The organism is Burkholderia sp. HAN2018 (assembly GCF_024704855.1).
In the GTDB taxonomy this organism is placed as follows: domain Bacteria; phylum Pseudomonadota; class Gammaproteobacteria; order Burkholderiales; family Burkholderiaceae; genus Burkholderia; species Burkholderia cepacia.
Map to the genome: position 1 here is coordinate 1 of NZ_QOBB01000010.1, position 24,848 is coordinate 24,848.

Consider the following 24,848-nt stretch of genomic DNA (forward strand, 5'->3'; position numbering starts at 1 on the left):
GGCGCGACGGCGCCGGCAGGCGCATCGGGCGCGGCGGTGGCCGCACCGGCCTCGGGCACGGCCGAATCGCCGAACCCGGCCAGCGAAACGAACGTGCCGCCGATGCAGGTGGCGCCGCCGTCGCCGGGCGGGTTCCGCTTCCCGAGCATTCGTCTGCACTGACGGATTTACATTCGTTACAGCCAGAAACGATTCAGTCGGTAGCGTGCGCGAACTTGCGCGTAAGCTACCTGCTCCAACCTTCGCATCGACATATTCATGCAGGTCACTATGATGAAAAAACTGTTCCTGATCCCCGTTTTCGCGGCGCTGTTCTCGTTCGGCAGCGCAGCCCACGCGCAAGTCGACCAGTCGAACCCGCAGGCGCTGATCAAGACGGCGACGCAGCAGGTGCTCGACGAAGTCAAGCAGCAGACGATCAAGCAGGGCGACACCAACCGCATCATCACGATCGTCAACAAGGACATCCTGCCGTACACCGATTTCCGCCGCACCACGCAGCTCGCGATGGGCCGCAACTGGCGCGCGGCGACGGCCGAACAGCAGCAGCAGGTTCAGGAGCAGTTCAAGCTGCTGCTGATCCGCACGTATTCGGGCGCGCTGGCGCAACTGAAGCCGGACCAGCAGATCCAGTACCCGCCGTTCCGCGCCGATCCGGCCGATACCGACGTCGTGGTCAAGACGGTCGCGATGAACAACGGCCAGCCGGTCCAGATCGACTACCGCCTGTACAAGACGTCGAACGGCTGGAAGGTGTATGACCTGAACGTGCTCGGCGCATGGCTGATCCAGACGTACCAGCAGCAGTTCAACGAGAAGATCCAGCAAAGCGGCGTGGAAGGGCTGATCCAGTTCCTCACGCAGCGCAACCAGCAACTTGCCGCCGGCAAGCAAGCGTCGTGAGCGGCTTCGAAGCCGGCTCCTCGCTGACCGTCGCGAGCGCGAAGTCCGCGCTCGCGGACGGTCTTGCGCGCATCGGCGCGGGCGCGACCGCCGTCGATTGCGCGGCGCTGACGCAGTTCGACTCGTCCGCGCTCGCCGTGCTGCTCGCATGGCAACGTGCCGCCAAGGCGCGCGGCGCGACCCTCGACATCCTCAATCTCCCCCCGAAGCTCGCCAGCCTCGCGCGCGCCTACGGCGTCGACGCGCTCATCGAAGGCACCGGGCGACATTGACCCTGTCCGACCGGAGCCTGCCGCGCCAGCCGGCGCGCGCACGCTTCAGGCCGCGTGCCTCCGGCACCGGCTCCACCAGCCGGTTTGCCCTATAATCAAGCGTTTTGCGGGGCAGCCAATCGGCGTCCGGCCCCCATTTTCATTCGCAGCAAGCACAGAATAGGCGTCGCGGCCCTTGCGCCGCGCACAGTCATGTCAGCCATAGAAATCCGTCACGTCAAGAAGCGCTACAAATCGCTTCAGGCGCTCAAGGGCGTCAGCCTGTCGGTCGAGGAAGGCGAGTTTTTCGGTCTGCTCGGCCCCAACGGCGCAGGCAAGACCACGCTCATCAGTATCCTCGCCGGGCTCGCCCGGGCCGACGAAGGCAGTATCTCGGTGCGCGGTCACGACGTCGTCAAGGACTTCCGTGGCGCGCGCCGCGCGCTCGGTGTCGTGCCGCAGGAACTCGTGTTCGACCCGTTCTTCACCGTCCGCGAGACGCTGCGGATCCAGTCCGGCTATTTCGGGCTGCGCCGCAACGACGACTGGATCGACGAAGTGATGGCCAATCTCGACCTCACCGAGAAAGCCGATGCGAACATGCGCGCGCTGTCCGGCGGGATGAAGCGCCGCGTGCTGGTCGCGCAGGCGCTCGTGCACCGGCCGCCCGTGATCGTGCTCGACGAGCCGACCGCCGGCGTCGACGTCGAATTGCGCCAGACGCTGTGGAAATTCATCTCGCGCCTGAACCGCGAAGGTCACACGATCGTGCTGACCACCCACTACCTCGAGGAAGCCGAGTCGCTGTGCGACCGCATCGCGATGCTGCGCCGTGGCGAAGTCGTCGCGCTCGACCGCACCGACGCGCTGCTGCGCCGCTTCGCGGGGCTGCAGCTGTACCTGCGGCTGGCAACGGGCGCGCTGCCCGCCGAGCTGCGCGGGCTGGAGACCGATCCGGCCGCGCGCGCGCCGGGCGAGCACCTGCTGCGCCTGACGAGCTACGACGATGTCGAGCGGATCCTTGCGCAATGCCGCGCGGCGGGCTGCACATTCGACGAGATCGAGGTCCGCAAGGCCGACCTCGAGGACGTGTTCGTCCAGGTGATGAACGGGGCCGAGGTGATCGAGGGACTGGCATGAATCAACAACCCCCACGCGAACTGCGTTCGCTCGGGGGGGCGAAGCCCCCCCGTTCCCTCCAAACTCCTGAGCCGGGCGCTATCGGGCGAGTGTCGGGTAGCGGTTTTCAAACGCTGTTCTACAAGGAACTGCTGCGTTTCTGGAAGGTGTCGTTCCAGACGGTGCTCGCGCCGATCGTGACGGCGCTGCTGTACCTGACGATCTTCGGCCACGCGCTGTCGGGCCGCGTCGAGGTCTATCCGGGCGTCGAGTACGTGAGTTTTCTCGTACCGGGCCTCGTGATGATGAGCGTGTTGCAGAACGCGTTCGCGAACAGCTCGTCGTCGCTGATCCAGTCGAAGATCACCGGCAATCTCGTGTTCGTGCTGCTGCCGCCGCTGTCGTACCGCGACATCTTCGGCGCGTACGTGCTCGCGTCCGTGGTGCGCGGCCTCGCGGTCGGCACGGGCGTGTTCGTCGTGACGATCTGGTTTATCCCGATGCATTTCGCGGCGCCGCTGTTCATCATTGCGTTCGCGCTGCTCGGCTCGGCGATCCTCGGCACGCTCGGCCTGATCGCCGGGATCTGGGCCGAGAAGTTCGACCAGCTCGCCGCGTTCCAGAACTTCCTGATCATGCCGCTGACGTTCCTGTCCGGCGTGTTCTATTCGACGCACTCGCTGCCGCCCGTGTGGCGCGAGATCTCGCGTCTCAATCCGTTTTTCTACATGATCGACGGCTTCCGTTTCGGGTTCTTCGGCGCGTCCGACATCAACCCGTTCGCGAGCCTCGCGATCGTCACCGGTTTCTTCGTGCTGCTCGCGCTGATCGCGATGCGGCTGCTCGCGACCGGCTACAAACTGCGTCATTGATATCGACAGGCAGCGGCCGCCCTCCGGGCGGCGCGCGCCGACAGGAGCCTTACACCATGTTGCCGACTCCCGAACAGGTCAAGCAATACATCGCCGGCGGTCTCGCCTGCACGCATCTGGAAGTCGAAGGCGACGGCCAGCATTTCTTCGCGACGATCGTGTCGGCGGCCTTCGAAGGCAAGCGGCCGATCCAGCGGCACCAGCTCGTCTATGCGGCGCTCGGCGATCGCATGAAGCAGGAAATTCACGCGCTCAGCATGAAGACGCTGACGCCCGCCGAATGGCAGAACGCATAACCGGAACTCACTGAGTGCAAGTCACCGTCAACGAGCGCGACGCCGTCCAGAGCGTCGCCACGGCACACCCGGCCGCCAACGGGGAATCGCATGGCCATGGGATGGACAAGCTCGTGATCGAAGGCGGCCACCGCCTGTCGGGCGAGATCGTCGTGTCGGGCGCGAAGAATGCCGCGCTGCCGATCCTGTGCGCGGGGCTGCTCACCGCCGATCCGGTCGACCTCGACAACGTGCCGAACCTGAAAGACGTGCGCACCACGCTGAAGGTGCTGAACCAGATGGGCGTGAAGAGCGAGACCGACGGCTGCCGCGTGCAGCTCGACGCGTCGCGTGTCGACAACCTCGTGGCGCCGTACGAGCTCGTCAAGACGATGCGCGCGTCGATCCTCGTGCTCGGGCCGCTGCTCGCGCGTTTCGGCGAGGCGAAGGTGTCGCTGCCGGGCGGCTGCGCGATCGGCGCGCGGCCGGTCGACCAGCACATCAAGGGCCTGCAGGCGATGGGCGCCGAGATCAGCATCGAGCACGGTTTCATCGAAGCCCGCGCGAAGCGCCTGAAGGGCGCGCGCATCGTGACCGACATGATCACGGTGACGGGCACCGAGAACCTGCTGATGGCCGCGACGCTGGCAGACGGCGAGACGGTGATCGAAAACGCGGCGCGCGAGCCGGAAGTGAGCGATCTCGCACACTTGCTGGTCGCGATGGGCGCGAAAATCGACGGCATCGGCACCGATCGCCTCGTGATCCAGGGCGTCGAGCGGCTGCACGGCGCGCGCCATTCGGTGATCCCCGATCGCATCGAGGCCGGCACGTTCCTGTGCGCGGTCGCGGCGGCGGGCGGCGACGTGATGCTGACGGGCGTGCGCCCGCACATCCTCGACGCGGTGATCGACAAGCTGCGCGAAGCCGGCGTGTCGATCGAGGAAGGCGACAGCTGGCTGCGCGTGAAGATGGACCGCCGGCCGTCGGCGGTCACGATCCGCACGTCGGAATACCCGGCGTTCCCGACCGACATGCAGGCGCAGTTCATGGCCCTCAATACGGTCGCGACGGGCACCGCGCAGGTCGTCGAAACCATTTTCGAGAACCGTTTCATGCACGTGCAGGAGCTGAACCGGCTCGGCGCGAACATCACGATCGACGGCAACACCGCGCTCGTGACGGGCGTCGAGAAGCTGTCGGGCGCGAACGTGATGGCGACCGACCTGCGTGCGTCGGCGAGCCTCGTGATCGCCGGGCTGCGTGCCGACGGCGAAACGCTCGTCGACCGCATCTATCACCTGGACCGCGGCTACGACCGCATGGAAGCCAAACTGACCGCCGTCGGCGCGAACGTGCGCCGCCTTTCCGGGAGCCAAGCATGACCGCGCCGCTGACCCCGCCGTTGACCCTTGCGTTGTCGAAGGGCCGGATTTTCGAGGAAACCCTGCCGCTGCTCGCCGCCGCCGGCGTGCAGGTGACGGAGGATCCGGAAACGTCGCGCAAGCTGATCCTGCCGACGACGAACCCGGACCTGCGCGTGATCATCGTGCGCGCGAGCGACGTGCCGACCTATGTCGAATACGGCGCGGCCGATTTCGGCGTGGCCGGCAAGGATGTGCTGGTCGAGCACGGCGGCTCGGGCCTGTACCAGCCGATCGACCTGAACATCGCGCGCTGCCGGATGTCGGTGGCCGTATCGGCCGGCTTCGATTACGCGAGCGCCGTGCGCCAGGGCGCGCGGCTGCGCGTCGCGACGAAGTACGTCGAAACGGCGCGCGAACACTTTGCCGCGAAGGGCGTGCACGTCGACCTGATCAAGCTGTACGGCTCGATGGAGCTCGCGCCGCTGGTGGGGCTGGCCGACGCGATCGTCGACCTCGTCAGCTCGGGCGGCACGCTGAAGGCGAACAATCTGGTCGAGGTCGAGGAGATCATGGCGATCTCGTCGCGCCTCGTCGTGAACCAGGCTGCGCTGAAGTTGAAGCGCACGGCACTCAAGCCGATCCTCGACGCGTTCGAACGCGCGTCGCAGAATGGCGGTTGAGCGCATCACCGTAACGGAACTCCCATGTCCATCACCATCCGCAAGCTCGATTCGACGAGCGAAGGCTTCGGCGCCGAGCTGCGCGCGCTGCTCGCATTCGAGGCAAGCGAAGACGCGGCGATCGAGCAATCGGTCGCGCAGATCCTCGCCGACGTGAAGTCGCGCGGCGACGCCGCGGTGCTCGAGTACACGAACCGCTTCGACCGGCTGAGCGCGAACAGCGTCGCCGCGCTGGAGCTGCCGCAGGACGCGCTGCAGACGGCGCTCGACGGCCTCGCGCCGAAGGCGCGCGCGGCGCTGGAAGCGGCGGCTGCGCGGGTGCGCGCGTACCACGAGAAGCAGAAGATCGAGTGCGGCACGCATAGCTGGCAGTACACGGAAAGCGACGGTACGGTGCTCGGCCAGAAGGTCACGCCGCTCGACCGCGTCGGCCTGTACGTGCCGGGCGGCAAGGCCGCGTATCCGTCGTCGGTGCTGATGAACGCGATTCCCGCGCGCGTCGCGGGCGTCGGCGAGATCGTGATGGTCGTGCCGACGCCGGACGGCGTGAAGAACGACCTCGTGCTCGCCGCGGCGCTGCTCGGCGGCGTCGATCGCGTGTTCACGATCGGCGGCGCGCAGGCGGTCGGCGCGCTCGCGTACGGCACGGCGACGGTGCCGGCCGTCGATAAGATCTGCGGTCCCGGCAATGCGTACGTCGCGTCGGCGAAGCGCCGCGTGTTCGGCACGGTCGGCATCGACATGATCGCCGGGCCGTCGGAAATCCTCGTGCTGTGCGACGGCACGACCGACCCGAACTGGGTCGCGATGGATCTCTTCTCGCAGGCCGAACACGACGAGCTCGCGCAGTCGATCCTGCTGTGTCCGGACGGTGCGTTCCTCGAGCGCGTCGAGAAGGCGATCAACGAGCTGCTGCCGTCGATGCCGCGCCAGGACGTGATCCGCGCGTCGCTCGAAGGCCGCGGCGCGCTGATCAAGGTGCGCGACATGGCCGAAGCATGCCGGATCGCGAACGACATCGCGCCCGAGCACCTGGAAATTTCCGCGCTGGAGCCGCAGCAATGGGGCCAGCAGATCCGCCATGCGGGCGCGATCTTCCTCGGCCGCTACACGAGCGAGAGCCTCGGCGACTACTGCGCGGGCCCGAACCACGTGCTGCCGACGTCGCGCACCGCGCGTTTCTCGTCGCCGCTCGGCGTGTACGACTTCATCAAGCGCTCGAGCCTGATCGAGGTCAGCGCCGAAGGCGCGCAGACGCTCGGCGAGATCGCATCCGAACTCGCGTACGGCGAGGGGCTGCAGGCGCACGCGAAGAGCGCCGAATTCCGGATGAAGAACTGAGCGCACGCAGCGCGGGGCCGGGGCAGGCGCGAATGTGCCGCCCGGCCCGCACCCCGAAGGCCGGGGCTGGAGACACCTGTGCAGGGCGGCGGCCGCCGCCCTGCCGATCATTTGACGCCGGCGCGACGCACGCCGGCTTGAGATCATGACGACGCCACAAGACATCATTCGCCGCGACGTGCTCGCGATGACGAGCTATCCGGTGCCGGACGCGAGCGGATTCGTGAAGCTCGACGCGATGGAGAACCCGTACCCGCTGCCCGAACCGCTTGCCGCGGCGCTCGGCGAGCGTCTCGCGCAGGTCGCGCTGAATCGCTACCCGGCGCCGCGCCCGGCCGCGCTGATCGACAAGCTGCGCCACGCGATGGGCGTGCCGGCCGCCTGCGACGTGCTGCTCGGCAACGGCTCGGACGAAATCATCAGCATGATGTCGGTGGCCTGCGCGAAGCCGGGCGCGAAGGTGCTCGCGCCGGTGCCGGGCTTCGTGATGTACGAACTGTCCGCCAAGCTCGCCCAGCTCGAATTCGTCGGCGTGCCGCTGAAGGCCGACCTGACGCTCGACGTCGACGCGATGCTCGCGGCGATCGCCGAGCATCGTCCGGCGCTCGTCTATCTCGCCTATCCGAACAACCCGACCGGCACGCTGTACGACGATGCCGACATCGAACGGATCGTCGCCGCCGCGCGGCACAGCCTGATCGTGATCGACGAGGCGTACCAGCCGTTCGCCGGGCGCTCGTGGCTGCCGCGCGCCGCCGAATTCGACAACGTCGTCGTGATGCGCACGGTGTCGAAGCTCGGCCTCGCGGGCATCCGCCTCGGTTATCTGGTCGGTTCGCCCGCATGGCTGACCGAATTCGACAAGGTGCGCCCGCCGTACAACATCAACGTGCTGACCCAGGCGACCGCCGATTTCCTGCTCGACCACCTCGGCGTGCTCGACGCGCAGGCGGCCGATCTGCGGGCGGAACGCGCGCGTCTCGCGCAGGCCGTGGCCGCGCTGCCGGGCGCGACGGTGTTCCCGAGCGCCGGCAATTTCCTGCTGGTGCGGGTGCCGGACGCGGCCGCCGTGTTCGACGCGCTGCTCACCGAGCGGGTTTTGGTCAAAAACGTGAGTAAAATGCATCCGTTGCTGGCTGAATGCGTGCGGCTCACCGTCGGTTCTCCCGACGAAAACGCGCGCCTGCTGGCCGCTTTGAAACTCGCGCTGCCCGGTTGAGCCTGCGGGCGCCGCAGCGCGAAACGATCAATCCCCATTTACATCGACTCAGTCAAGGAATTGCCATGCGTGTGGCGGAAGTCGTTCGCAATACCAGCGAAACGCAGATCCGTGTGAAGCTCAATCTCGACGGCACGGGCCAGCAGAAGCTGGCTACCGGCGTGCCGTTCCTCGACCATATGCTCGACCAGATCGCTCGACACGGTCTGGTCGATCTCGAGGTTGAAGCGCATGGCGATACGCATATCGACGACCACCACACGGTCGAGGATGTCGGCATCACGCTCGGGCAAGCCGTCGCGAAGGCGATCGGCGACCGCAAGGGCATCCGTCGCTACGGCCATTCGTACGTGCCGCTCGACGAGGCGCTGTCGCGCGTCGTGATCGACTTCTCCGGCCGGCCGGGCCTCGAATTCCACGTGCCGTTCACGCGTGCGCGGATCGGCACGTTCGACGTCGACCTGTCGATCGAGTTCTTCCGCGGTTTCGTGAACCACGCGGGCGTCACGTTGCACATCGACAACCTGCGCGGGATCAACGCGCACCATCAGCTCGAGACCGTGTTCAAGGCCTTCGGCCGTGCGCTGCGCGCGGCGGTGGAGCTGGACGAGCGTGCGGCGGGGCAGATCCCGTCGACGAAGGGCAGCCTCTGAACCTGAACTGACCGGACGGAGCGTCAAGGACAACCTCACGGCTTCGGCGCGCGGCGTCGGCTTGCGATGGATCTGCTCAAATCGTTCATTTCGCTGCTGGCGCTGATCAACCCGATCGGTGCGGTGCCGTTCTTCCTGAGCCTGACGGCGCAGCAGACGGACATCGAGCGGCGGCGTACGATCCGGATCGCGTCGGTGTCGGTGTTCTGCGTGATGACGGTGACGGCGCTGCTCGGGCAGCAGATCATCGACTTCTTCGGCATTTCGGTCGGGTCGCTCGAGGTGGGCGGCGGGATCATCATGCTGCTGATGGCGATCAACATGCTGAACGCGCAGATCGGCAACACGCGATCGACGCCGGAGGAGCGCCACGAGGCCGAGCTGAAGGACAACATCGCGGTCGTGCCGCTGGCGATTCCGCTGCTCACGGGCCCCGGCTCGATCAGCACGGTGATCATCTACGCGGCGAACTCGCGTCACTGGTATGAGCGGGCCGGACTGGTCGCGATCGGCGCGGCCCTGGCTTTTCTGTGTTTCGTCGCGATGCGGCTCGCCGAGCCGATCGCGAACTGGATCGGCCGCACGGGCATCAACATCGCCACGCGGCTGATGGGTCTGATGCTGTCGGCGCTGGCGGTGGAATTCATCGTCAATGGACTGAGGGCGCTACTGCCTGCACTGAGATGAAAACTTCGATTGCGATTGTGGATTATGGGATGGGCAACCTGCGCTCGGTCGCGCAGGCGCTCAAGAAGGCCGAACCGGCCGCCGACGTGGCGATCGTCGACACGCCGGCCGCGATCCGCGCGGCCGACCGTGTCGTGCTGCCCGGCCAGGGCGCGATGCCCGACTGCATGCGCTGCCTCGGCGAGTCGGGCTTGCAGGAGGCCGTGATCGAGGCCTCGCGCACGAAGCCGCTGCTCGGCGTGTGCGTCGGCGAGCAGATGCTGTTCGACTGGAGCGCGGAGGGCGACACGAAGGGCCTCGGCCTGTTGCCCGGCAAGGTCGTGCGTTTCGAACTCGACGGCCGCGTGCAGGACGACGGCTCGCGCTTCAAGGTGCCGCAGATGGGCTGGAACCGCGTGCACCAGTCGCAGCCGCATCCGCTGTGGGACGGCGTGCCCGACGACGCGTATTTCTACTTCGTGCACAGCTACTACGTGACGCCGGACAACCCGGCGCATACGGTCGGCGAAACGGCCTACGGCGCGCCGTTTACGTCCGCGGTCGCGCGGGACAACCTCTTCGCGACCCAATTCCACCCCGAGAAAAGCGCGGAGGTCGGGTTGCGTCTGTATCGCAACTTCGTACACTGGAAACCGTGAACGTCGCGTGCGTGCCACAGTCGGCGGGCCGCAGAGGCCCGTCTTACGGGGCTCGCGCGCCTAAGCGCCGAAAGAGTTGTACTAAACTAGCGAGACGGCGCGGTACCGGATTGGCCGGTACGCGCCGGATTCTTTTCTTTTTCCACGACGACACCCGATTGCTATGTTGCTGATTCCGGCCATCGATCTCAAAGACGGTCAGTGTGTGCGCCTCAAACAGGGCGATATGGACCAGGCCACGATTTTCTCCGAGGACCCGGCGGCGATGGCCCGCAAGTGGGTTGATCTCGGCGCCCGGCGGCTCCATCTGGTCGACCTGAACGGCGCGTTCGCCGGCAAGCCGAAGAATCTCGAGGCGATCGAAGCGATCCTCGACGAAGTCGGCGATGAAATCCCCGTACAGCTCGGCGGCGGCATCCGCAGCCTCGAGACGATCGAGAAGTATCTCGACGCGGGCCTGTCCTACGTGATCATCGGCACCGCGGCCGTGAAGGATCCGGGCTTTCTGCAGGACGCGTGCACCGCGTTCGCGGGCAACATCATCGTCGGGCTGGACGCGAAGGACGGCAAGGTCGCGACCGACGGCTGGAGCAAGCTCACGGGCCACGAAGTGGTCGATCTCGCGAAGAAGTTCGAGGACTACGGCGTCGAATCGATCGTCTACACGGACATCGGCCGCGACGGGATGCTGCAGGGCATCAACATCGAGGCGACCGTGAAGCTCGCGCAGGCGGTCGGCATCCCGGTGATTGCCAGCGGCGGCCTGTCGAACCTCACGGACATCGAGAACCTGTGCGAAGTGGAAGAGCACGGCGTCGAAGGCGTGATCTGCGGCCGTGCGATCTACTCCGGCGATCTCGATTTCGCGGCCGCGCAAAAGCGCGCGGACGAACTGAACGGCGAACTCGACAACGCATAAGCGCGCGGTTGTCCCGCTCGCCGGGGCTGCCAGCAGGCGGCCCCAACGGAAGCCTCGCGCGAGGCTTTCCGCAACCGGCCGTCCCATCGCGGCATTTGGCGCAACATCATGGCTCTAGCTAAACGCATCATCCCCTGCCTGGACGTGACTGCCGGGCGTGTCGTCAAGGGCGTCAACTTCGTCGAACTGCGCGATGCCGGCGACCCCGTCGAGATCGCCCGCCGCTACGACGACCAGGGCGCCGACGAACTGACGTTCCTCGACATCACCGCGACGTCCGACCAGCGCGACCTGATCCTGCCGATCATCGAAGCCGTCGCGTCGCAGGTCTTCATTCCGCTGACCGTCGGCGGCGGCGTGCGCGCCGTCGAGGACGTGCGGCGCCTGCTGAACGCGGGCGCGGACAAGGTCAGCATGAATTCGTCGGCCGTCGCGAACCCGCAGCTCGTGCGCGACGCGGCCGACAAGTACGGCTCGCAGTGCATCGTCGTCGCGATCGACGCGAAGCGCGTGTCGGCCGACGGCGAGACGCCGCGCTGGGAAGTCTTCACGCACGGCGGCCGCAAGAACACGGGCCTCGACGCGATCGAATGGGCGCGCAAGATGGCCGAGCTCGGCGCGGGCGAGATCCTGCTCACGAGCATGGATCGCGACGGCACCAAGTCGGGCTTCGACCTCGCGCTCACGCGCGGCGTGTCGGACGCGGTGCCGGTGCCGGTGATCGCGTCGGGCGGTGTCGGCTCGCTGCAGCACCTGGCCGACGGCATCAAGGACGGCCGCGCCGATGCGGTGCTGGCCGCGAGCATCTTCCACTACGGCGAGCACACGGTCGGCGAGGCGAAGCGCTTCATGGCCGACCAGGGCATCCCGGTGAGGCTGTGATGAATACGGAAACGAATGCATTGCCCGCGTGGCTCGACAAGGTCCGCTGGGACGACAACGGCCTCGTGCCGGTGATCGCGCAGGAGGCGTCGACGAACGACGTGCTGATGTTCGCGTGGATGAACCGCGAGGCGCTGGCGAAGACGATCGAGACGCAGCGCGCGGTCTATTATTCGCGTTCGCGCAAGCGCCTGTGGTTCAAGGGCGAGGAGTCGGGCCACGTGCAGCACGTGCACGAAGTGCGGCTCGACTGCGACGAGGACGTCGTGCTGCTGAAGGTCGAGCAAGTGTCGGGCATCGCATGCCACACCGGCCGGCATTCGTGCTTCTTCCAGAAATTCGAAGGCACCGTCGACAGCGGCGACTGGGTCGCGGTCGAACCGGTGCTGAAAGATCCCGAACACATCTACAAATGACGCAATCGACCGAAGACACGCTGCTGCGCCTCGCGGCCGTGATCGATAGCCGCAAGGGCGGCGACCCCGATCAATCGTACGTATCCCGCCTGTTCCACAAGGGCGACGACGCGGTGCTGAAGAAGATCGGCGAAGAGGCGACGGAAGTCGTGCTGGCCGCGAAGGACGTGCGCCAGGGCGGCGCGCCGACCGCGCTCGTCGGCGAGGTGGCCGACCTGTGGTTCCACTGCCTCGTGATGCTGTCGCATTTCGACCTGAGCCCGGCCGACGTGATCGCCGAGCTCGAGCGCCGCGAAGGGCTGTCGGGGATCGAGGAGAAGGCCCTGCGCAAGCGTCGCGAGCGTGAGGAAAACGGCGGGTGACAGACCCTTGTCGCGGGATGGCCACAGTGCGGTAAGCTGTAAGAATTGTCATCTAACGGGGGTAGCATCATGACCGATACGCCAAGTCAGTTTCCGCCGCCGTCGGTGCCGGGGGCCGCGGACGCCGAACGCCTGAACGGGCTGCGCACGTTGACTCACGTGCTCTACGGCCTCTACGCGTTTCATTGGCTCACGGGCGGCGTCACGGGCATCATCGCGATCATCATCAATTACGTGAAGCGCGACGATGTGGCCGGTACGCCGTATGCCGCCCACTTCGAGTGGCAGATTCGCACGTTCTGGCGCGCGCTGATCGCGTACGTGATCGGGTTCGCGCTGATGTTCGTGGTGATCGGATTCGCAGTGATGTTTGTCACGTGGATTTGGACGCTGTACCGTATCATCAAGGGTTGGCTGTACCTGAACGACAACAAGCCGCTCGATCCGCAGGCCTGGTTCTGACCGGCCGCGTTCGGGCGTCTGCAGGAGCAACATGAGTCACGATCCGAATTGCCTGTTCTGCAAGATCGCGGCAGGCGAGATCCCGAGCACGAAGGTGCACGAGGATGACGAATTCGTCGCGTTCCGCGACATCCGCCCGGCGGCCGAGACGCACGTGCTCGTGATTCCGCGCCAGCACCTGCCGACGCTGTCGGCGGCGAGCGAGGCCGATGCGCCGATGCTCGGCCGGCTGATGCTGCTCGTCTCGCGTCTCGCTGGCCAGCTCGGCGTCGCCTATACGGGCGGCGAAACGGGTTTCCGTACGGTGATCAATACAGGCCCGGGCGGCGGGCAGGAGGTCTACCACCTGCACGCGCATATCCTGGCCGGCCCGCGCCCCTGGCAGCGGATGGGTTGACGGCGCGGGGCGTTTCCCCGCATCGATAGTCGAAGCCGGCACGTTGCCGGCGATTTGCGCCGCGTAGCGGCGTGGTTGAGGAGAGGTTTCATCATGGGTGGATTGAGCATTTGGCACTGGCTGATCGTGCTGCTGATCGTCGCGCTGGTTTTCGGTACGAAGAAGCTGCGCAATATCGGCAACGATCTCGGCAGCGCCGTGAAGGGTTTCAAGGACGGCATGAAGGACGGCGAAGCACCGGCTGACGCGCAGCAACTGCCGCGCTCGGGCTCGGTCGACGTCAACGCGAAGGAAACGACGCGTTCCGATTCGAACAAGGCGTAACGCCGGCACGCTGACAGGCATTCGCGATGCTGGATCTCGGTCTTTCGAAGATGGCGCTGATCGGCGTCGTCGCGCTCGTGGTGCTCGGCCCCGAGCGCCTGCCGCGCGTCGCGCGTACGGCAGGCGCATTGTTCGGCCGCGCGCAGCGGTACATCAACGACGTGAAGGCCGAGGTCTCGCGCGAAATCGAACTCGACGCGCTGCGGACGATGAAGACCGATTTCGAATCGGCTGCGCGCAATGTCGAGACGACGATTCACGACAACCTGCGCGAGCACGAAAAGGAATTGAACGACACGTGGCATTCCGCGGTTGGCGGCCTTGACGAAGCGTCGGGCAGCACCGGGTCCCATGAGTCCGACACGCCCGCGGCGCCGTCGTGGCGCGGCAGTACGGCCGCGCTCGCGCCCAAGCGCCGCAACTGGCGCGTCAAGCAGGCGGCTGCGCCTGTCTGGTACAAGCGCGCGACCACCCGCCGCACGCACGTGCAGTCGGGCGCCGCGCGCGTCGCGCGCCACCAGCCGGCCAGCCTGCGCCGGCCGACGCGCTTCTTCTGAGCCGAGCGCATGCTCGCTCGTCAATCCTACCGAGGGCCGGTGTGAGCGACCCCCAGCAGAACCCGGGCGATGCCCCGGAAGAAACTTTCATTTCCCATCTCGTCGAGCTTCGCGATCGCATCATTCGCGCGGGGGCGGCCGTGATCGTCGTGTTCCTCGGGCTCGTCTACTGGGCGCCCGACATCTTCCGGCTGCTTGCGCGGCCGTTGATGGAGAACCTGCCGAAGGACGGCAAGATGATCGTCACCGACGTCACCGGCTCGTTCTTCGTGCCGATGAAGGTCACGATGCTCGTCGCACTGGTGATCGCGCTGCCGATCGTGCTGTACCAGATCTGGGCGTTCGTCGCGCCGGGGCTGTACCAGCACGAGAAAAAGCTCGTCGCGCCGCTTGTCGGCAGCAGCTACTTCCTGTTCCTGTGCGGGATGGCATTCGCGTACTTCCTCGTGTTCCCGACGATCTTCCGTGTGATGGCGCACTACAACGCGCCGCTCGGGGCGGAAATGACCACCGACATCGACAACTACCTGAGCTTCGTGCTCGGGATGTTCATCGCGTTCGGGGTCACGTTCGAGGTGCCGATCGTCGTCGTGCTGCTCGTCCGGATGGGCGTGCTGTCGCTGAAGAAGCTCAAGGAGATGCGGCCGTACGTGATCGTCGGCGCGTTCGTTGTCGCGGCGGTCGTCACGCCGCCGGACGTATTCTCGCAACTGATGCTCGCGTTGCCGCTCATCGTGCTGTTCGAGATCGGGCTGCTGGCCGCGCGGTTCTTCGTGCCGAAGAAGCCGGCCGAGGAAGGCGAGGCGGGGAACGGCGAAGCCGCCAGCTGATGGCGGCGCGCCGGGCGATGCACGGCAGGCGGGTTTCCGGCCAGGCCTGAGCGGCCGGGTGGTGTCGCTGGCCGGAACGCGTGCGGCGAGGCCGCCGTCCCGGCAAGGAAGGTCTTTCGATGCAAAGCAAAAGGGCAGCCATGCGGCTGCCCTTTTTCGTTTCCGGTGGAGTTCGGCACGCGGCTGCGCGCCGCCCGCCTGACGTCATTCGGTATCGCTGTCCTGCTCGTCGAGCGTCTGCTTCGGCGGCGGCGGGCGCTTGCCGATCACGACGTTCATGTCGAACTCCTTGCCCTTGCGTACGACGTGCACCTTGGTCGGCGTGCCCGGCTTGATCTGCGCGACCGTGTTCAACAGCTTCGTCGTGTCGGTGATGTCCTCGCCGTTGACCGAGACCAGGATATCGCCCGGCTTGATGCCGGCCTTGTCGGCCGGGCCGCCCTGCAGCACGCCGGCGACGATCGCGCCCGATTTCTGCTGAAGCCCGAACGATTCGGCGATCTCCGGCGTGACGTCCTGCGGCTCGACGCCGATCCAGCCGCGCGTGACCGAGCCCGTCGTGATGATGCTTTCGAGCACCGTGCGCGCGGTCGACACGGGAATCGCGAAACCGATGCCGAGCGAGCCGCCCGAGCGCGAGTAGATCGCGGTGTTGATGCCGAGCAGGTTGCCGTTCACGTCGACCAGTGCGCCGCCCGAGTTGCCGGGGTTGATCGGCGCGTCGGTCTGGATGAAGTTCTCGAACGTGTTGATGCCGAGGTGGTTGCGGCCCAGTGCGCTGATGATCCCCATCGTGACCGTCTGGCCGACGCCGAACGGGTTGCCGATCGCGAGCACGACGTCGCCGACCCGCGACTGGTCGGAGCGGCCGAGCGTGATCGTCGGCAGATTCGTCATGTTGATCTTCAGCACGGCGAGGTCCGTTTCGGGATCGCTGCCGATCACCTTCGCGGTGGCCGTGCGCCCGTCGGCGAGCGCGACCTCGATCTGGTCGGCGCCGTCCACGACGTGCTGGTTCGTTAGAATGTAACCTTCCGGGCTCACGATAACGCCCGAGCCGAGGTTGGCGGCCGGTTCGTCCTGCTGCTTGCGGGCGTTGCGGTCGCCGAAGAAGTAGCGGAACAGCGGATCTTTCGCGCGCGGATCGGGCGGCAGCGAGCCGTCCTTGCTGGAGAAGACGTTGACGACGGCCGGCATCGCCTTCTGCGCGGCTTCCGCGTACGACGTGGTCGCCGGCGCGCCGCCGATGCCCGGCGCGACTTCCCGCAGCGCAACGATCGGCGTGGCGAGCTGCTTGCCGAGCTGTCCTTGCCGTTGCAGCCATTGCGGCTTGAGCGTCACGACGATGAACATCAGCGCGAGCAGCACGGTAACCGCCTGCGCGAAGAACAGCCAGAAGCGTCTAAGCATCTGAATGGATTAGAGGTTTATATGGATCGGATCGAACTTGAATTGTACTTGAACAATACCCTTGAAACCGCGCGCTTCAAGGACTATTGCCCGAACGGCCTGCAGGTCGAGGGGCGTCGCAAGATCGAGAAGATCGCCACCGGCGTGACGGCGTCGGTCGCGTTTCTTGAAGCCGCGCTCGAATGGGGGGCGGATGCCGTGCTCGTCCATCACGGCTATTTCTGGCGCAACGAGCCGCCGCAGATCACGGGCCGCAAGTATCAGCGCCTGAAGCTGCTGCTCGCGAACGACCTGAACCTGTTCGCGTTCCACCTGCCGCTCGACGCGCATCCCGAATTCGGCAACAACGCGCAGCTCGGCGAGCGGCTCGGGCTGATCGGCGAGCAGCGTTTCGGCGAAGGCGACCTCGGCTGGATGGCCACGCTGCCGATGCCCGTCTCGCTCGAGCACTTCGTCGCGAAGGTCGAGCGCACGCTCGGCCGCACGCCGCTCGTGCTCGGCGATCCGGACATGCAGCTGCGGCGCATCGCGTGGTGCACGGGCGCCGCGCAGAGCTATTTCGACGCGGCGATCGATGCCGGCGCGGACGTGTTCCTGACCGGCGAGGTGTCCGAATACGTGACGCACACGGCCGCGGAGAGCGGCGTCGCGTTCGTTGCGGCAGGGCACCATGCGACCGAACGCTATGGAATCCAGGCACTCGGCGCCCACTTGTCCGAGGAATTCGGTATCGAACACCTTTTTATCGACATCCATAACCCGGTCTGAGTGCCGGAATTGCGGCAGCGCATCGAAATTTCTCAATGTAGCGGATGCTTAATAGCGAAATGATTTAATCACTCCGATAGTGGGGGGAAACCCTTAACTATCAATCACTTCGAAGGGATTTTCATCTCCGGGCCTTGTAAATGGCGACTCCATTCGAGCAAACTAGCGGCGGAATGGAAAGTCGTGACGGAAAATCCAACTCAGAAGTGGGGCGTGTGATGCGAGACAAGGAAGAGAAACGCGTCGACAGCGGCCGCCGTACCTGGCTGATTGCGACATCCGTAGCAGGTGGCGTAGGAGGCGTCGCCACCGTCATACCTTTCGCGGCGTCGCTTGCGCCGTCCGCGAAAGCGAAAGCGGCCGGAGCACCGGTCGAAGTCGACATCAGCGGGCTGAAGCCCGGTGAAATGGTGACCGTGCCGTGGCGCGGCAAGCCGGTGTGGATCCTGAACCGCACCGACACGATGCTTGCCGACGTGGTCAAGGCCGACAAGGAAGTGGCCGATCCGACCACCGAAAAGCCCTATACGATGCCGTTGCCCGCGTATTGTGCGAACGAATATCGCTCGCGGGCCGATCGCAAGAACATTCTCGTCGTGATGGCCGTGTGTACGCACCTCGGCTGCACGCCAAGCCAGCGCTTCACGCCGGGTCCGCAGCCGAACCTGCCGGACGACTGGCCGGGCGGTTTCCTCTGCCCGTGCCACGGTTCGACCTACGACCTCGCCGGCCGTGTGTTCAAGAACAAGCCGGCGCCTCAGAATCTCGACATCCCGCCCTACATGTTCACGTCGGCGACGACCCTCGTGATCGGCAAGGACGAGAAAGGAGAAGCGTGATGGCCGACAACAAGGAAGTCTCCACGACAGGTCTCACCGGCTGGATCGATCAGCGCTTCCCGCTCACGTCCACCTGGAAAAAGCACGTTTCCGAGTACTACGCGCCGAAGAACTTCAACTTCTGGTACTTCTTCGGCTCCCTCGCGCTGCTGGTGCTCGTCAACCAGATCGTCACCGGCATCTTCCTGACGATGAACTACAAGCCCGACTCGACGCTCGCGTTTGCGTCGGTCGAGTACATCATGCGCGAGGTGCCGTGGGGCTGGCTGATCCGCTACATGCACTCCACGGGCGCGTCGATGTTCTTCGTGGTCGTCTACCTGCACATGTTTCGCGGGCTGCTTTACGGGTCGTACCGCAAGCCGCGCGAACTCGTGTGGATCTTCGGCTGCGCGATCTTCCTGTGCCTGATGGCCGAGGCATTCTTCGGTTACCTGCTGCCGTGGGGCCAGATGTCGTTCTGGGGCGCGCAGGTGATCGTGAACCTGTTCTCGGCGATCCCGTTCGTCGGCCCCGACCTGTCGCTGTGGATTCGCGGCGACTACGTCGTGTCGGACGTCACGCTGAACCGCTTCTTCGCGTTCCACGTGATCGCGATTCCGCTCGTGCTGGTCGGCCTCGTGATCGCGCACCTCGTGGCGCTGCACGAAGTGGGGTCGAACAACCCGGACGGTATCGAGATCAAGGCGAAGAAGGACGAGAACGGCGTTCCGCTCGACGGCATCCCGTTCCACCCGTACTACTCGGTGCATGATTTCCTCGGCGTGTGCGTGTTCCTGATGGTCTTCGCGCTGATCGTGTTCTTCTCGCCGGAGATGGGCGGCTACTTCCTCGAGGCGAACAACTTCGTCCCGGCGAACCCGTTGCAGACGCCGCCCGAGATCGCGCCGGTCTGGTACTTCACCGCGTTCTACGCGATGCTGCGCGCGACCACCGACCCGTTCAAGATCGTCCTGATGGTCGTCATCGCGCTGCTCGGCGTGCTCGCGCTGATCCGCGCGCGCGGCAAGTGGAAGGCCGGGTTGCCGGTGCTGGCCGCGGCGATCGTCGTCTTCATGTACCTGACGGAGTCGAAGTTCTGGGGCGTCGTCGTGATGGGTTCGGCGGTGATCACGCTGTTCTTCCTGCCGTGGCTCGACCGCAGCCCGGTGAAGTCAATCCGCTACCGGCCGCTGTTCCACAAGGTGTTCCTCGGGATCTTCGTCGCGGCGTTCCTGACCCTCGCGTTCCTCGGCACGCGGCCACCGTCGCCGGCGGCCACGCTGATCGCGCAGTGTTGCGCGCTGATCTACTTCGCGTTCTTCCTCGGCATGCCCGTCTGGACGCCGCTTGGCACGTTCAAGCAGCCGCCGGAGCGGGTGCGCTTCAAGCCCCATTAACGTGAGCGAGGAGAGAACGACATGAAGAAACTGCTTTCGACACTCGCGCTGATCGGGGCGACCGCGTGTGCGCTGCTGGTGGCGCCGGCGGTGCGGGCGGAAGGTAATTTTCCGCTCGACCGGGCGCCCGATAACACGGAAAATCTCGTTTCGCTTCAGCACGGCGCGCAATTGTTTGTAAACTATTGCCTGAACTGCCACAGCGCGAACCTGATGCGCTACAACCGTCTGACGGATCTGGGCATATCCCAGAAGGAGATCGAAAAGAATCTCCTGTTCACGACCGACAAGGTCGGCAACACGATGTCCGTCGCGATGCGGCCTGAAGACGCGAAGAACTGGCTCGGCACCTCGCCGCCCGACCTGTCGGTCGAGGAGCGCGCGCGCGGCCGCGACTGGCTGTATACGTATCTGCGCAGCTTCTACCGCGACGATACGCGGCCGACCGGCTGGAACAACGCGGTGTTCGAGAACGTCGGCATGCCCCATGTACTGTGGCAGCTGCAGGGGCAGCGCACCGCCAAATTCGAAGACAAGACGGACGAGGAGACGGGCGAGAAGGTCCATACGCTCGTCGGCTTCCAGCAGGTCACGCCGGGGACACTGTCCGCGGTGGATTATGATGCTGCGGTTGCCGACCTGGTGGCGTACATGACCTGGATGTCCGAGCCGGCTCAGCAGACCCGCAAACGCCTCGGCGTATGGGTGCTGATCTTTCTCGGTGTCCTGACTTTCCTGGCCTGGCGGCTCAATGCCGCGTACTGGAAAGATATCAAGTAATCACGCCTGACCGGCGTGGGGCCGGCGCAAGGTGGAACCCCGGAAGGAGGTTCGCCGCGTGCCGGCCCTCGGCTTTTTTGAGGAAACGCAAACATGATGGTTCTGTATTCCGGCACAACTTGCCCGTTCTCCCAGCGTTGCCGGCTGGTGCTGTTCGAGAAGGGCATGGACTTCGAAATCCGTGACGTCGACCTGTTCAACAAGCCGGAAGACATTTCGGTGATGAACCCGTACGGTCAGGTACCGATCCTGGTCGAGCGCGACCTGATCCTGTACGAATCGAACATCATCAACGAGTACATCGACGAGCGCTTCCCGCACCCGCAACTGATGCCGGCCGACCCCGTGCAGCGCGCACGTGCACGCCTGTTCCTGCTCAACTTCGAGAAGGAACTGTTCGTCCACGTCAGCACGCTCGAGAACGAGAAGGGCAAGGCAGCGGAGAAGAATCACGAGAAGGCACGCCTCGCGATCCGCGATCGCCTGACGCAGCTCGCGCCGATCTTCGTGAAGAACAAGTACATGCTCGGCGAGGAATTCTCGATGCTCGACGTCGCGATCGCGCCGCTGCTGTGGCGTCTGGATCACTACGGCATCGAGCTGTCGAAGAACGCCGCGCCGCTGATGAAGTACGCCGAGCGGATCTTCAGCCGTCCGGCCTATATCGAAGCATTGACGCCGTCCGAAAAGGTCATGCGTCGTTGATGATGCAATGAAGGCAAGACGGGGAGGGCGGCGCGGCGTGCCGCGCGCCCGCTCCGGGTTCGAGGATTGTGATGCAAGAGATTTCAACGAAGCCTTATCTGCTGCGCGCGCTGTACGAGTGGTGCACCGATAACGGTTACACACCGCATATCGCGGTGAGGGTCGACAACTCGACGCGCGTGCCGCGTCAGTTCGTGCGTGACGGCGAGATCGTGCTCAACATCAGCTTCGAGGCGACGAGCCAGTTGCAGATGGGCAACGAGTGGATCGAGTTCACGGCCCGGTTCTCCGGGAAGGCGCACAAGATCGAGATTCCGGTTGCCAACGTGCTCGCGATCTATGCGCGCGAGAACGGGCAGGGGATGGCGTTCCAGGTCGATGCGGTTGCGGGCGAAGGCGAGGATTCGGGCGCGTTCGACGAAGAAGCCGCGCAGGCGGATGACGCGCAGCGCGACGAGTCGCCTGCTGCGTTGACGCCGGTTGCCGACCGCGGCGCGAACGAGGAACCCTCCGAAGGCGCCGACGAACCGCCGAAAACCGACGGCGATGGCGACGGTTCGAAAGGTGGCAACAGACCTCGCCTCAAGATCGTGAAATGAGGTAGAATCTCGCGCTACGCCGGCTTAGCTCATCTGGTAGAGCAGTTGATTTGTAATCATCAGGTGGCGGGTTCGAGTCCTGCAGCCGGCACCATATCTGACAAGGGGTTACGCGATGTTTGCGTAGCCCCTTCGCGTTTCCAAAACCCCCCTCACGTTTCCAAAAGCGTGAGGCGGTGCTCGCAGACCAGCTCGTCTATGATGTCGAGCACGCACGAATAGGCCGTCGTGCGCGGTCAAACTGTCGCCCGGCCGGCGCAGTCCACAACGAAAAATCCAACAAGAATCAACCGTGAAGTTTTCTCGTATTCCCGAGCTTGACCTGCTTCGCTTCATCGCAGCCATTTCCGTGGTGTTCTTTCACTACGCGTTCCGTGGCTATGCGGGCGACGACCTGACGACCATGCACTATCCGGCACTCGAGCCGATCGCGCAGTACGGCTTTCTCGGCGTCCACCTGTTTTTCATGATCAGCGGCTTCGTGATCCTGATGACGGCGGGCGACGGGAGCATCAAGCGCTTCATCGCTTCGCGCGCGTCGCGGCTGCTGCCCGCCTTCTGGGTTTGCTGCACGATCACGTTTTTCGTGACGCTCGCGATCGGCGGCGATCGATTCGTGGCGACTTGGCCGCAATACCTTGTGAACATGGTCACGCTTGGCGGCGGATTCGGCGCCGACCCGATCGACGGCGCGTATTGGTCACTCGGCGCGGAGCTACGGTTCTACCGCCTGGTCGGCATACTGCTCATCATCGGTCAGATTCATCGCGCAGAACGCTGGCTGTTCGCTTGGCTTGCCGCGACCGTGCTTGTAGAACTGTTCCCGTTCATCAAGCTCAAGGGCTTTCTGGTGACGGACTACGCTGGCTTCTTCATCGCCGGCGCTGCGTGTTTTCTCATCCGTGAGCGCGGCCTGTCGCGATCGCGCATCACGCTCGTTTGTGCTGCCTGGATGCTCTCGCTCTATCACGAATTCAAGCTCCTGCCGTACTTCGGCGAGAACTTTGGGCAGGCACTGAATCCCGCGGTCGTGGCGGCCGTGATGACGTTGTTCTTCGTTGTGATGCTTGCGCTCGCGTTGCGCCATACATCGATTCTCGCCAGCCCGCGGTGGGTCTGGTTCGGCGCAGTCAGCTACCCGCTGTACCTAATCCACCAGAACGTCGGCTACATGGTTTTCAACGCAGCGGGCTCGGCAGTCGACCAGGTCGTGATGTTCTGGGCGGTAATCGCGATGGCGATCGGCGCTGCGCTCCTGGTGCACATTGTGATCGAGAAGCCGGTTGCAGGCCCACTGAAGCGCAGCCTGTTGCGCCTGCTCGAAGCACTGCAGCGCCGGGCACCGAAGCTGCAGACGCGTCGACACCGGCAACAAGACAATCAGCGCGACGGTTTCACTGGCCGCGCGCCACGAACGTAGCGCGCCGTCATACCCGGCCCGCTGTGGCCCGCAAGGCGTTGTCCTGCTTCGAGCCCTTCGTCGATCGTCTTGTGCGTTACCCCGCGGGCGCGAAGGTCGCGGAACTGAAACTTCGCCTTCTCGATGCCGGCCAGCTCACGCGCCTTGTCAAATCGCGAGCGCAGCTTGCCCTTCGTCAGCGGGTAGCCTTCCTCGTCGCGCAGCAGATACGGCGACACGTCGACCTTCGTGCCGCGCCACGCGAGTAGACGCTCAATCAATGTCGCGAGGTCGCCAGTGATCTGGATGGTGACGAACGCGCCGGTCTTGCGAGTGCGGAAGATCAGATTGCCTTTCACGATGTTCGTCTTCAACACGCCGAGGACATCGGACGGACGTTGTGCGCAGAGATCGGCCAGGTCCATCGCATTGCGAAGCGGCTGATCGGCAACGGCATAGACAGACGCGTACAGCTCGTCATCGATGAGGATGTCTTGCCGGCCCGTCTCCTTTTTCCCGCGCACCCCTGCGCATGGGTTTGCGATCGTCATCATGTTCCACAGCCGACCGCAGTTCAGGACGAGCGACAGCACTGCCTTCGTGCGGTTCGCTGTCACGGTGCCGCGCTTCTCCGACGTCGCTCGCCAGATCGCAGCCACGTCGGCCGGCGTGAGTGTGTCGAGCTCACGATCTCCGATGACGGCCGCGAGTCGAGACAGGAACAGGTCGTACATGCGCTGCGTGGCGGCTGATTTCTGCGACAGCTCGCGCTGGCGATAGGCCCGCTCGAGCATCGCGAACGTGTGTCGTGTCACCTCGGTAGAGGGCACGCGCCTGCCTTCGAGCTCGGCCCATCGCTGCAGCGCGACTACGCGGTCGGTGCCGAGCGGCTCGAGGAACCGCCGACCGTCTACCTCGCCATGGTCGTAGTAGTAACGCAGCGTTCCGTCTGCGTTCGTGCGTGACCGAAAGCGCGGGATAGCTCCGGCGGTTTGTGCTTTGCGACCCATCACACTGCACCGAGGTTGAGCGAAGTCGGCGTCGCAGTTTGCGATGCGCGTACGTGTTTCGATTCGATGATGCCCATCTGCTTGTCGTGGTAAGCGCGTGCGACCAACACGCGGCCGTGCACGTCGACGACATGCGGCCATCCCTGTTGAGCGAGCCACAGGATCTGGCGTGCACGCTGCGGCGTGCCGGTGAGTTCGCGCAGTTCTTGTCGGCCGAGATACGCGCCGGTGCCGCGCTGCGAACCGCGGCTTGAATATTCTTGCATGGTGATTTTCAACGCGTAAAGAGGGGGCACGCAGAACAACTCGTGGACTCGTGGTTCACGCGAATATCTATCGTAAGTTGTTGATTATTAATGGTTGTGTGTGCCACTAGTTGCCACGAAATACCCGTGGCACCCCCTTCCGAATCGTGGCCTAAAAAATAGGCAGCGTTTCCGACTCGTGGCAAAGCGCGCCCGACTCGTGGCGTGGATTTCAGGATGATTTCCGGCCCTTCCCCGTATTCTTTCTTCTTCTTTTTCAATGAATTAGAGAGAAGAGAAAAAGGGGCGATGGCGGCCGGCGAAAAAACGGGACTAGTGGCAAAAAAGGCTCGACTAGTGGCAAATTGAATGCGATTCATGGCGGCACACTTCTCAACAATCAAAGACTTACGAGCGGATACCGCCGAAAACCACGAGTCGCGCGCACTGCCTGTCCGTCCCCTGTGGAAAAAGCGGCCCGCGCGGCCCCCCTCCCTCAAGGCCCGCGCTGTTGCCCGGGCGGTTCGACTTGCGGGGGGTACGGGGGGAGCAGGACAGCA

32 protein-coding genes, 1 tRNA gene and 1 pseudogene are annotated in these 24,848 nt (G+C 64.9%); 30 read left to right on the plus strand and 4 right to left on the minus strand.

All coding sequences use genetic code 11. The features are described 5' to 3' along the window. The 22 genes and pseudogenes from DPV74_RS03855 to tatC all read left to right on the plus strand — a co-directional run. Positions 1 to 162: pseudogene (locus DPV74_RS03855) on the plus strand (VacJ family lipoprotein); the annotation flags it as partial. Positions 163 to 273: 111 nt separating this feature from the next. Continuing rightward, on the plus strand, positions 274 to 903 hold the full coding sequence (locus DPV74_RS03860) for a phospholipid-binding protein MlaC (RefSeq protein ID WP_027788545.1): 630 nt from the start codon (positions 274 to 276) through the stop codon (positions 901 to 903). Continuing rightward, positions 900 to 1,175 (plus strand): lipid asymmetry maintenance protein MlaB, encoded by a 276-nt coding sequence (locus DPV74_RS03865; protein WP_027788544.1) that lies wholly within the window; start codon positions 900 to 902, stop codon positions 1,173 to 1,175. Before DPV74_RS03860 ends, DPV74_RS03865 begins: the two co-directional genes overlap by 4 nt. 192 nt (positions 1,176 to 1,367) lie before the next feature. Next, positions 1,368 to 2,294, plus strand: a complete 927-nt coding sequence (locus DPV74_RS03870; RefSeq protein ID WP_034189820.1) for an ABC transporter ATP-binding protein — start codon at positions 1,368 to 1,370, stop codon at positions 2,292 to 2,294. Beyond that, positions 2,291 to 3,145, plus strand: coding sequence for an ABC transporter permease (locus DPV74_RS03875; protein WP_226113712.1), 855 nt, complete (start codon positions 2,291 to 2,293; stop codon positions 3,143 to 3,145). The genes DPV74_RS03870 and DPV74_RS03875 overlap by 4 nt, the downstream gene beginning before the upstream one ends. Positions 3,146 to 3,201: 56 nt before the next feature. Continuing rightward, positions 3,202 to 3,441 (plus strand): BolA family protein, encoded by a 240-nt coding sequence (locus DPV74_RS03880; protein ID WP_006477131.1) that lies wholly within the window; start codon positions 3,202 to 3,204, stop codon positions 3,439 to 3,441. A gap of 14 nt (positions 3,442 to 3,455) precedes the next feature. Further along, positions 3,456 to 4,805 (plus strand): UDP-N-acetylglucosamine 1-carboxyvinyltransferase, encoded by a 1,350-nt coding sequence (gene murA / locus DPV74_RS03885; RefSeq protein ID WP_027788541.1) that lies wholly within the window; start codon positions 3,456 to 3,458, stop codon positions 4,803 to 4,805. An 8-nt stretch (positions 4,806 to 4,813) separates the two neighbouring features. Next, complete coding sequence (gene hisG, locus DPV74_RS03890; RefSeq protein WP_027788540.1) at positions 4,814 to 5,467, plus strand: ATP phosphoribosyltransferase; 654 nt, start codon at positions 4,814 to 4,816, stop codon at positions 5,465 to 5,467. A 24-nt stretch (positions 5,468 to 5,491) separates the two neighbouring features. Continuing rightward, the gene (hisD, locus tag DPV74_RS03895; protein ID WP_059698110.1) at positions 5,492 to 6,808 is read left to right on the plus strand and encodes a histidinol dehydrogenase; all 1,317 of its coding nucleotides are present in this window, start codon (positions 5,492 to 5,494) and stop codon (positions 6,806 to 6,808) included. Between the two features lie 145 nt (positions 6,809 to 6,953). Beyond that, positions 6,954 to 8,027, plus strand: coding sequence for a histidinol-phosphate transaminase (hisC, locus tag DPV74_RS03900; protein ID WP_021161857.1), 1,074 nt, complete (start codon positions 6,954 to 6,956; stop codon positions 8,025 to 8,027). Between the two features lie 65 nt (positions 8,028 to 8,092). Continuing rightward, positions 8,093 to 8,680, plus strand: a complete 588-nt coding sequence (gene hisB, locus DPV74_RS03905) for an imidazoleglycerol-phosphate dehydratase HisB (protein WP_011350728.1) — start codon at positions 8,093 to 8,095, stop codon at positions 8,678 to 8,680. A 66-nt stretch (positions 8,681 to 8,746) separates the two neighbouring features. After that, entirely contained in the window at positions 8,747 to 9,367 is a 621-nt protein-coding gene (locus DPV74_RS03910; RefSeq protein ID WP_027788538.1) for a MarC family protein, read from the plus strand. Next, positions 9,364 to 10,005, plus strand: a complete 642-nt coding sequence (gene hisH, locus DPV74_RS03915; RefSeq protein WP_027788537.1) for an imidazole glycerol phosphate synthase subunit HisH — start codon at positions 9,364 to 9,366, stop codon at positions 10,003 to 10,005. The genes DPV74_RS03910 and hisH overlap by 4 nt, the downstream gene beginning before the upstream one ends. Positions 10,006 to 10,168: 163 nt before the next feature. Then, positions 10,169 to 10,924, plus strand: a complete 756-nt coding sequence (hisA, locus tag DPV74_RS03920) for a 1-(5-phosphoribosyl)-5-[(5-phosphoribosylamino)methylideneamino]imidazole-4-carboxamide isomerase (protein WP_021161854.1) — start codon at positions 10,169 to 10,171, stop codon at positions 10,922 to 10,924. A gap of 108 nt (positions 10,925 to 11,032) precedes the next feature. Beyond that, the gene (gene hisF, locus DPV74_RS03925) at positions 11,033 to 11,806 is read left to right on the plus strand and encodes an imidazole glycerol phosphate synthase subunit HisF (protein WP_011350732.1); all 774 of its coding nucleotides are present in this window, start codon (positions 11,033 to 11,035) and stop codon (positions 11,804 to 11,806) included. Further along, positions 11,806 to 12,222 (plus strand): phosphoribosyl-AMP cyclohydrolase, encoded by a 417-nt coding sequence (gene hisI / locus DPV74_RS03930; protein ID WP_039366640.1) that lies wholly within the window; start codon positions 11,806 to 11,808, stop codon positions 12,220 to 12,222. The genes hisF and hisI overlap by 1 nt, the downstream gene beginning before the upstream one ends. Beyond that, positions 12,219 to 12,584 carry a phosphoribosyl-ATP diphosphatase gene (locus tag DPV74_RS03935; protein WP_006485344.1) on the plus strand — a complete coding sequence of 122 codons (366 nt, stop codon included), beginning with the start codon at positions 12,219 to 12,221 and terminating at the stop codon, positions 12,582 to 12,584. Before hisI ends, DPV74_RS03935 begins: the two co-directional genes overlap by 4 nt. A gap of 69 nt (positions 12,585 to 12,653) precedes the next feature. Continuing rightward, complete coding sequence (locus DPV74_RS03940) at positions 12,654 to 13,046, plus strand: DUF4870 domain-containing protein (protein WP_011350734.1); 393 nt, start codon at positions 12,654 to 12,656, stop codon at positions 13,044 to 13,046. Between the two features lie 31 nt (positions 13,047 to 13,077). Next, positions 13,078 to 13,443, plus strand: a complete 366-nt coding sequence (locus DPV74_RS03945) for a histidine triad nucleotide-binding protein (protein ID WP_021161851.1) — start codon at positions 13,078 to 13,080, stop codon at positions 13,441 to 13,443. Positions 13,444 to 13,536: 93 nt separating this feature from the next. Continuing rightward, the gene (tatA, locus tag DPV74_RS03950) at positions 13,537 to 13,767 is read left to right on the plus strand and encodes a Sec-independent protein translocase subunit TatA (protein WP_021161850.1); all 231 of its coding nucleotides are present in this window, start codon (positions 13,537 to 13,539) and stop codon (positions 13,765 to 13,767) included. Positions 13,768 to 13,793: 26 nt separating this feature from the next. After that, positions 13,794 to 14,324 carry a Sec-independent protein translocase protein TatB gene (gene tatB / locus DPV74_RS03955; RefSeq protein WP_059698108.1) on the plus strand — a complete coding sequence of 177 codons (531 nt, stop codon included), beginning with the start codon at positions 13,794 to 13,796 and terminating at the stop codon, positions 14,322 to 14,324. A gap of 41 nt (positions 14,325 to 14,365) precedes the next feature. Next, positions 14,366 to 15,154: a twin-arginine translocase subunit TatC gene (tatC, locus tag DPV74_RS03960; RefSeq protein ID WP_059698106.1), complete on the plus strand. Its 789-nt coding sequence runs from the start codon at positions 14,366 to 14,368 to the stop codon at positions 15,152 to 15,154. A gap of 204 nt (positions 15,155 to 15,358) precedes the next feature. Here the strand turns inward: tatC and DPV74_RS03965 are convergent, their stop codons facing one another. Beyond that, positions 15,359 to 16,564, minus strand: a complete 1,206-nt coding sequence (locus DPV74_RS03965) for a Do family serine endopeptidase (RefSeq protein WP_021161847.1) — start codon at positions 16,562 to 16,564, stop codon at positions 15,359 to 15,361. 21 nt (positions 16,565 to 16,585) lie between these two features. Between DPV74_RS03965 and DPV74_RS03970 the strand changes: the two genes are divergently transcribed. The 8 genes from DPV74_RS03970 to DPV74_RS04005 all read left to right on the plus strand — a co-directional run bounded on the left by DPV74_RS03970 (position 16,586) and on the right by DPV74_RS04005 (position 23,054). Continuing rightward, on the plus strand, positions 16,586 to 17,332 hold the full coding sequence (locus DPV74_RS03970; RefSeq protein WP_027788534.1) for a Nif3-like dinuclear metal center hexameric protein: 747 nt from the start codon (positions 16,586 to 16,588) through the stop codon (positions 17,330 to 17,332). Positions 17,333 to 17,550: 218 nt separating this feature from the next. Beyond that, a complete protein-coding gene (gene petA, locus DPV74_RS03975) occupies positions 17,551 to 18,171 on the plus strand; it encodes a ubiquinol-cytochrome c reductase iron-sulfur subunit (protein ID WP_119336563.1) in 621 nt (206 codons plus the stop codon). Further along, on the plus strand, positions 18,168 to 19,550 hold the full coding sequence (locus DPV74_RS03980) for a cytochrome bc complex cytochrome b subunit (RefSeq protein WP_119336564.1): 1,383 nt from the start codon (positions 18,168 to 18,170) through the stop codon (positions 19,548 to 19,550). The genes petA and DPV74_RS03980 overlap by 4 nt, the downstream gene beginning before the upstream one ends. A 21-nt stretch (positions 19,551 to 19,571) precedes the next feature. Next, positions 19,572 to 20,330 (plus strand): cytochrome c1, encoded by a 759-nt coding sequence (locus DPV74_RS03985; protein ID WP_021161843.1) that lies wholly within the window; start codon positions 19,572 to 19,574, stop codon positions 20,328 to 20,330. A gap of 93 nt (positions 20,331 to 20,423) precedes the next feature. Beyond that, positions 20,424 to 21,035, plus strand: coding sequence for a glutathione S-transferase N-terminal domain-containing protein (locus DPV74_RS03990; RefSeq protein ID WP_006400565.1), 612 nt, complete (start codon positions 20,424 to 20,426; stop codon positions 21,033 to 21,035). A gap of 71 nt (positions 21,036 to 21,106) precedes the next feature. Continuing rightward, complete coding sequence (locus DPV74_RS03995; RefSeq protein ID WP_027788532.1) at positions 21,107 to 21,634, plus strand: ClpXP protease specificity-enhancing factor; 528 nt, start codon at positions 21,107 to 21,109, stop codon at positions 21,632 to 21,634. An 18-nt stretch (positions 21,635 to 21,652) separates the two neighbouring features. Next, positions 21,653 to 21,728: transfer RNA gene (locus DPV74_RS04000), tRNA-Thr, on the plus strand. Positions 21,729 to 21,926: 198 nt separating this feature from the next. Further along, entirely contained in the window at positions 21,927 to 23,054 is a 1,128-nt protein-coding gene (locus DPV74_RS04005; protein ID WP_240439918.1) for an acyltransferase, read from the plus strand. On the opposite strand, the gene DPV74_RS04010 is transcribed toward DPV74_RS04005, so the two are convergent. Genes DPV74_RS04010 through DPV74_RS04020 form a run of 3 tightly spaced genes read right to left on the minus strand, consistent with a single transcriptional unit; the run spans position 23,015 to position 24,668 of the window. Next, positions 23,015 to 24,043, minus strand: a complete 1,029-nt coding sequence (locus DPV74_RS04010) for a tyrosine-type recombinase/integrase (protein ID WP_119336565.1) — start codon at positions 24,041 to 24,043, stop codon at positions 23,015 to 23,017. The genes DPV74_RS04005 and DPV74_RS04010 overlap by 40 nt on opposite strands. Then, positions 24,043 to 24,309 carry a DUF4224 domain-containing protein gene (locus tag DPV74_RS04015; RefSeq protein ID WP_196487800.1) on the minus strand — a complete coding sequence of 89 codons (267 nt, stop codon included), beginning with the start codon at positions 24,307 to 24,309 and terminating at the stop codon, positions 24,043 to 24,045. The genes DPV74_RS04010 and DPV74_RS04015 overlap by 1 nt, the downstream gene beginning before the upstream one ends. 8 nt (positions 24,310 to 24,317) lie before the next feature. Next, the gene (locus tag DPV74_RS04020; RefSeq protein WP_205571884.1) at positions 24,318 to 24,668 is read right to left on the minus strand and encodes a hypothetical protein; all 351 of its coding nucleotides are present in this window, start codon (positions 24,666 to 24,668) and stop codon (positions 24,318 to 24,320) included. Positions 24,669 to 24,848: the final 180 nt, after the last annotated feature.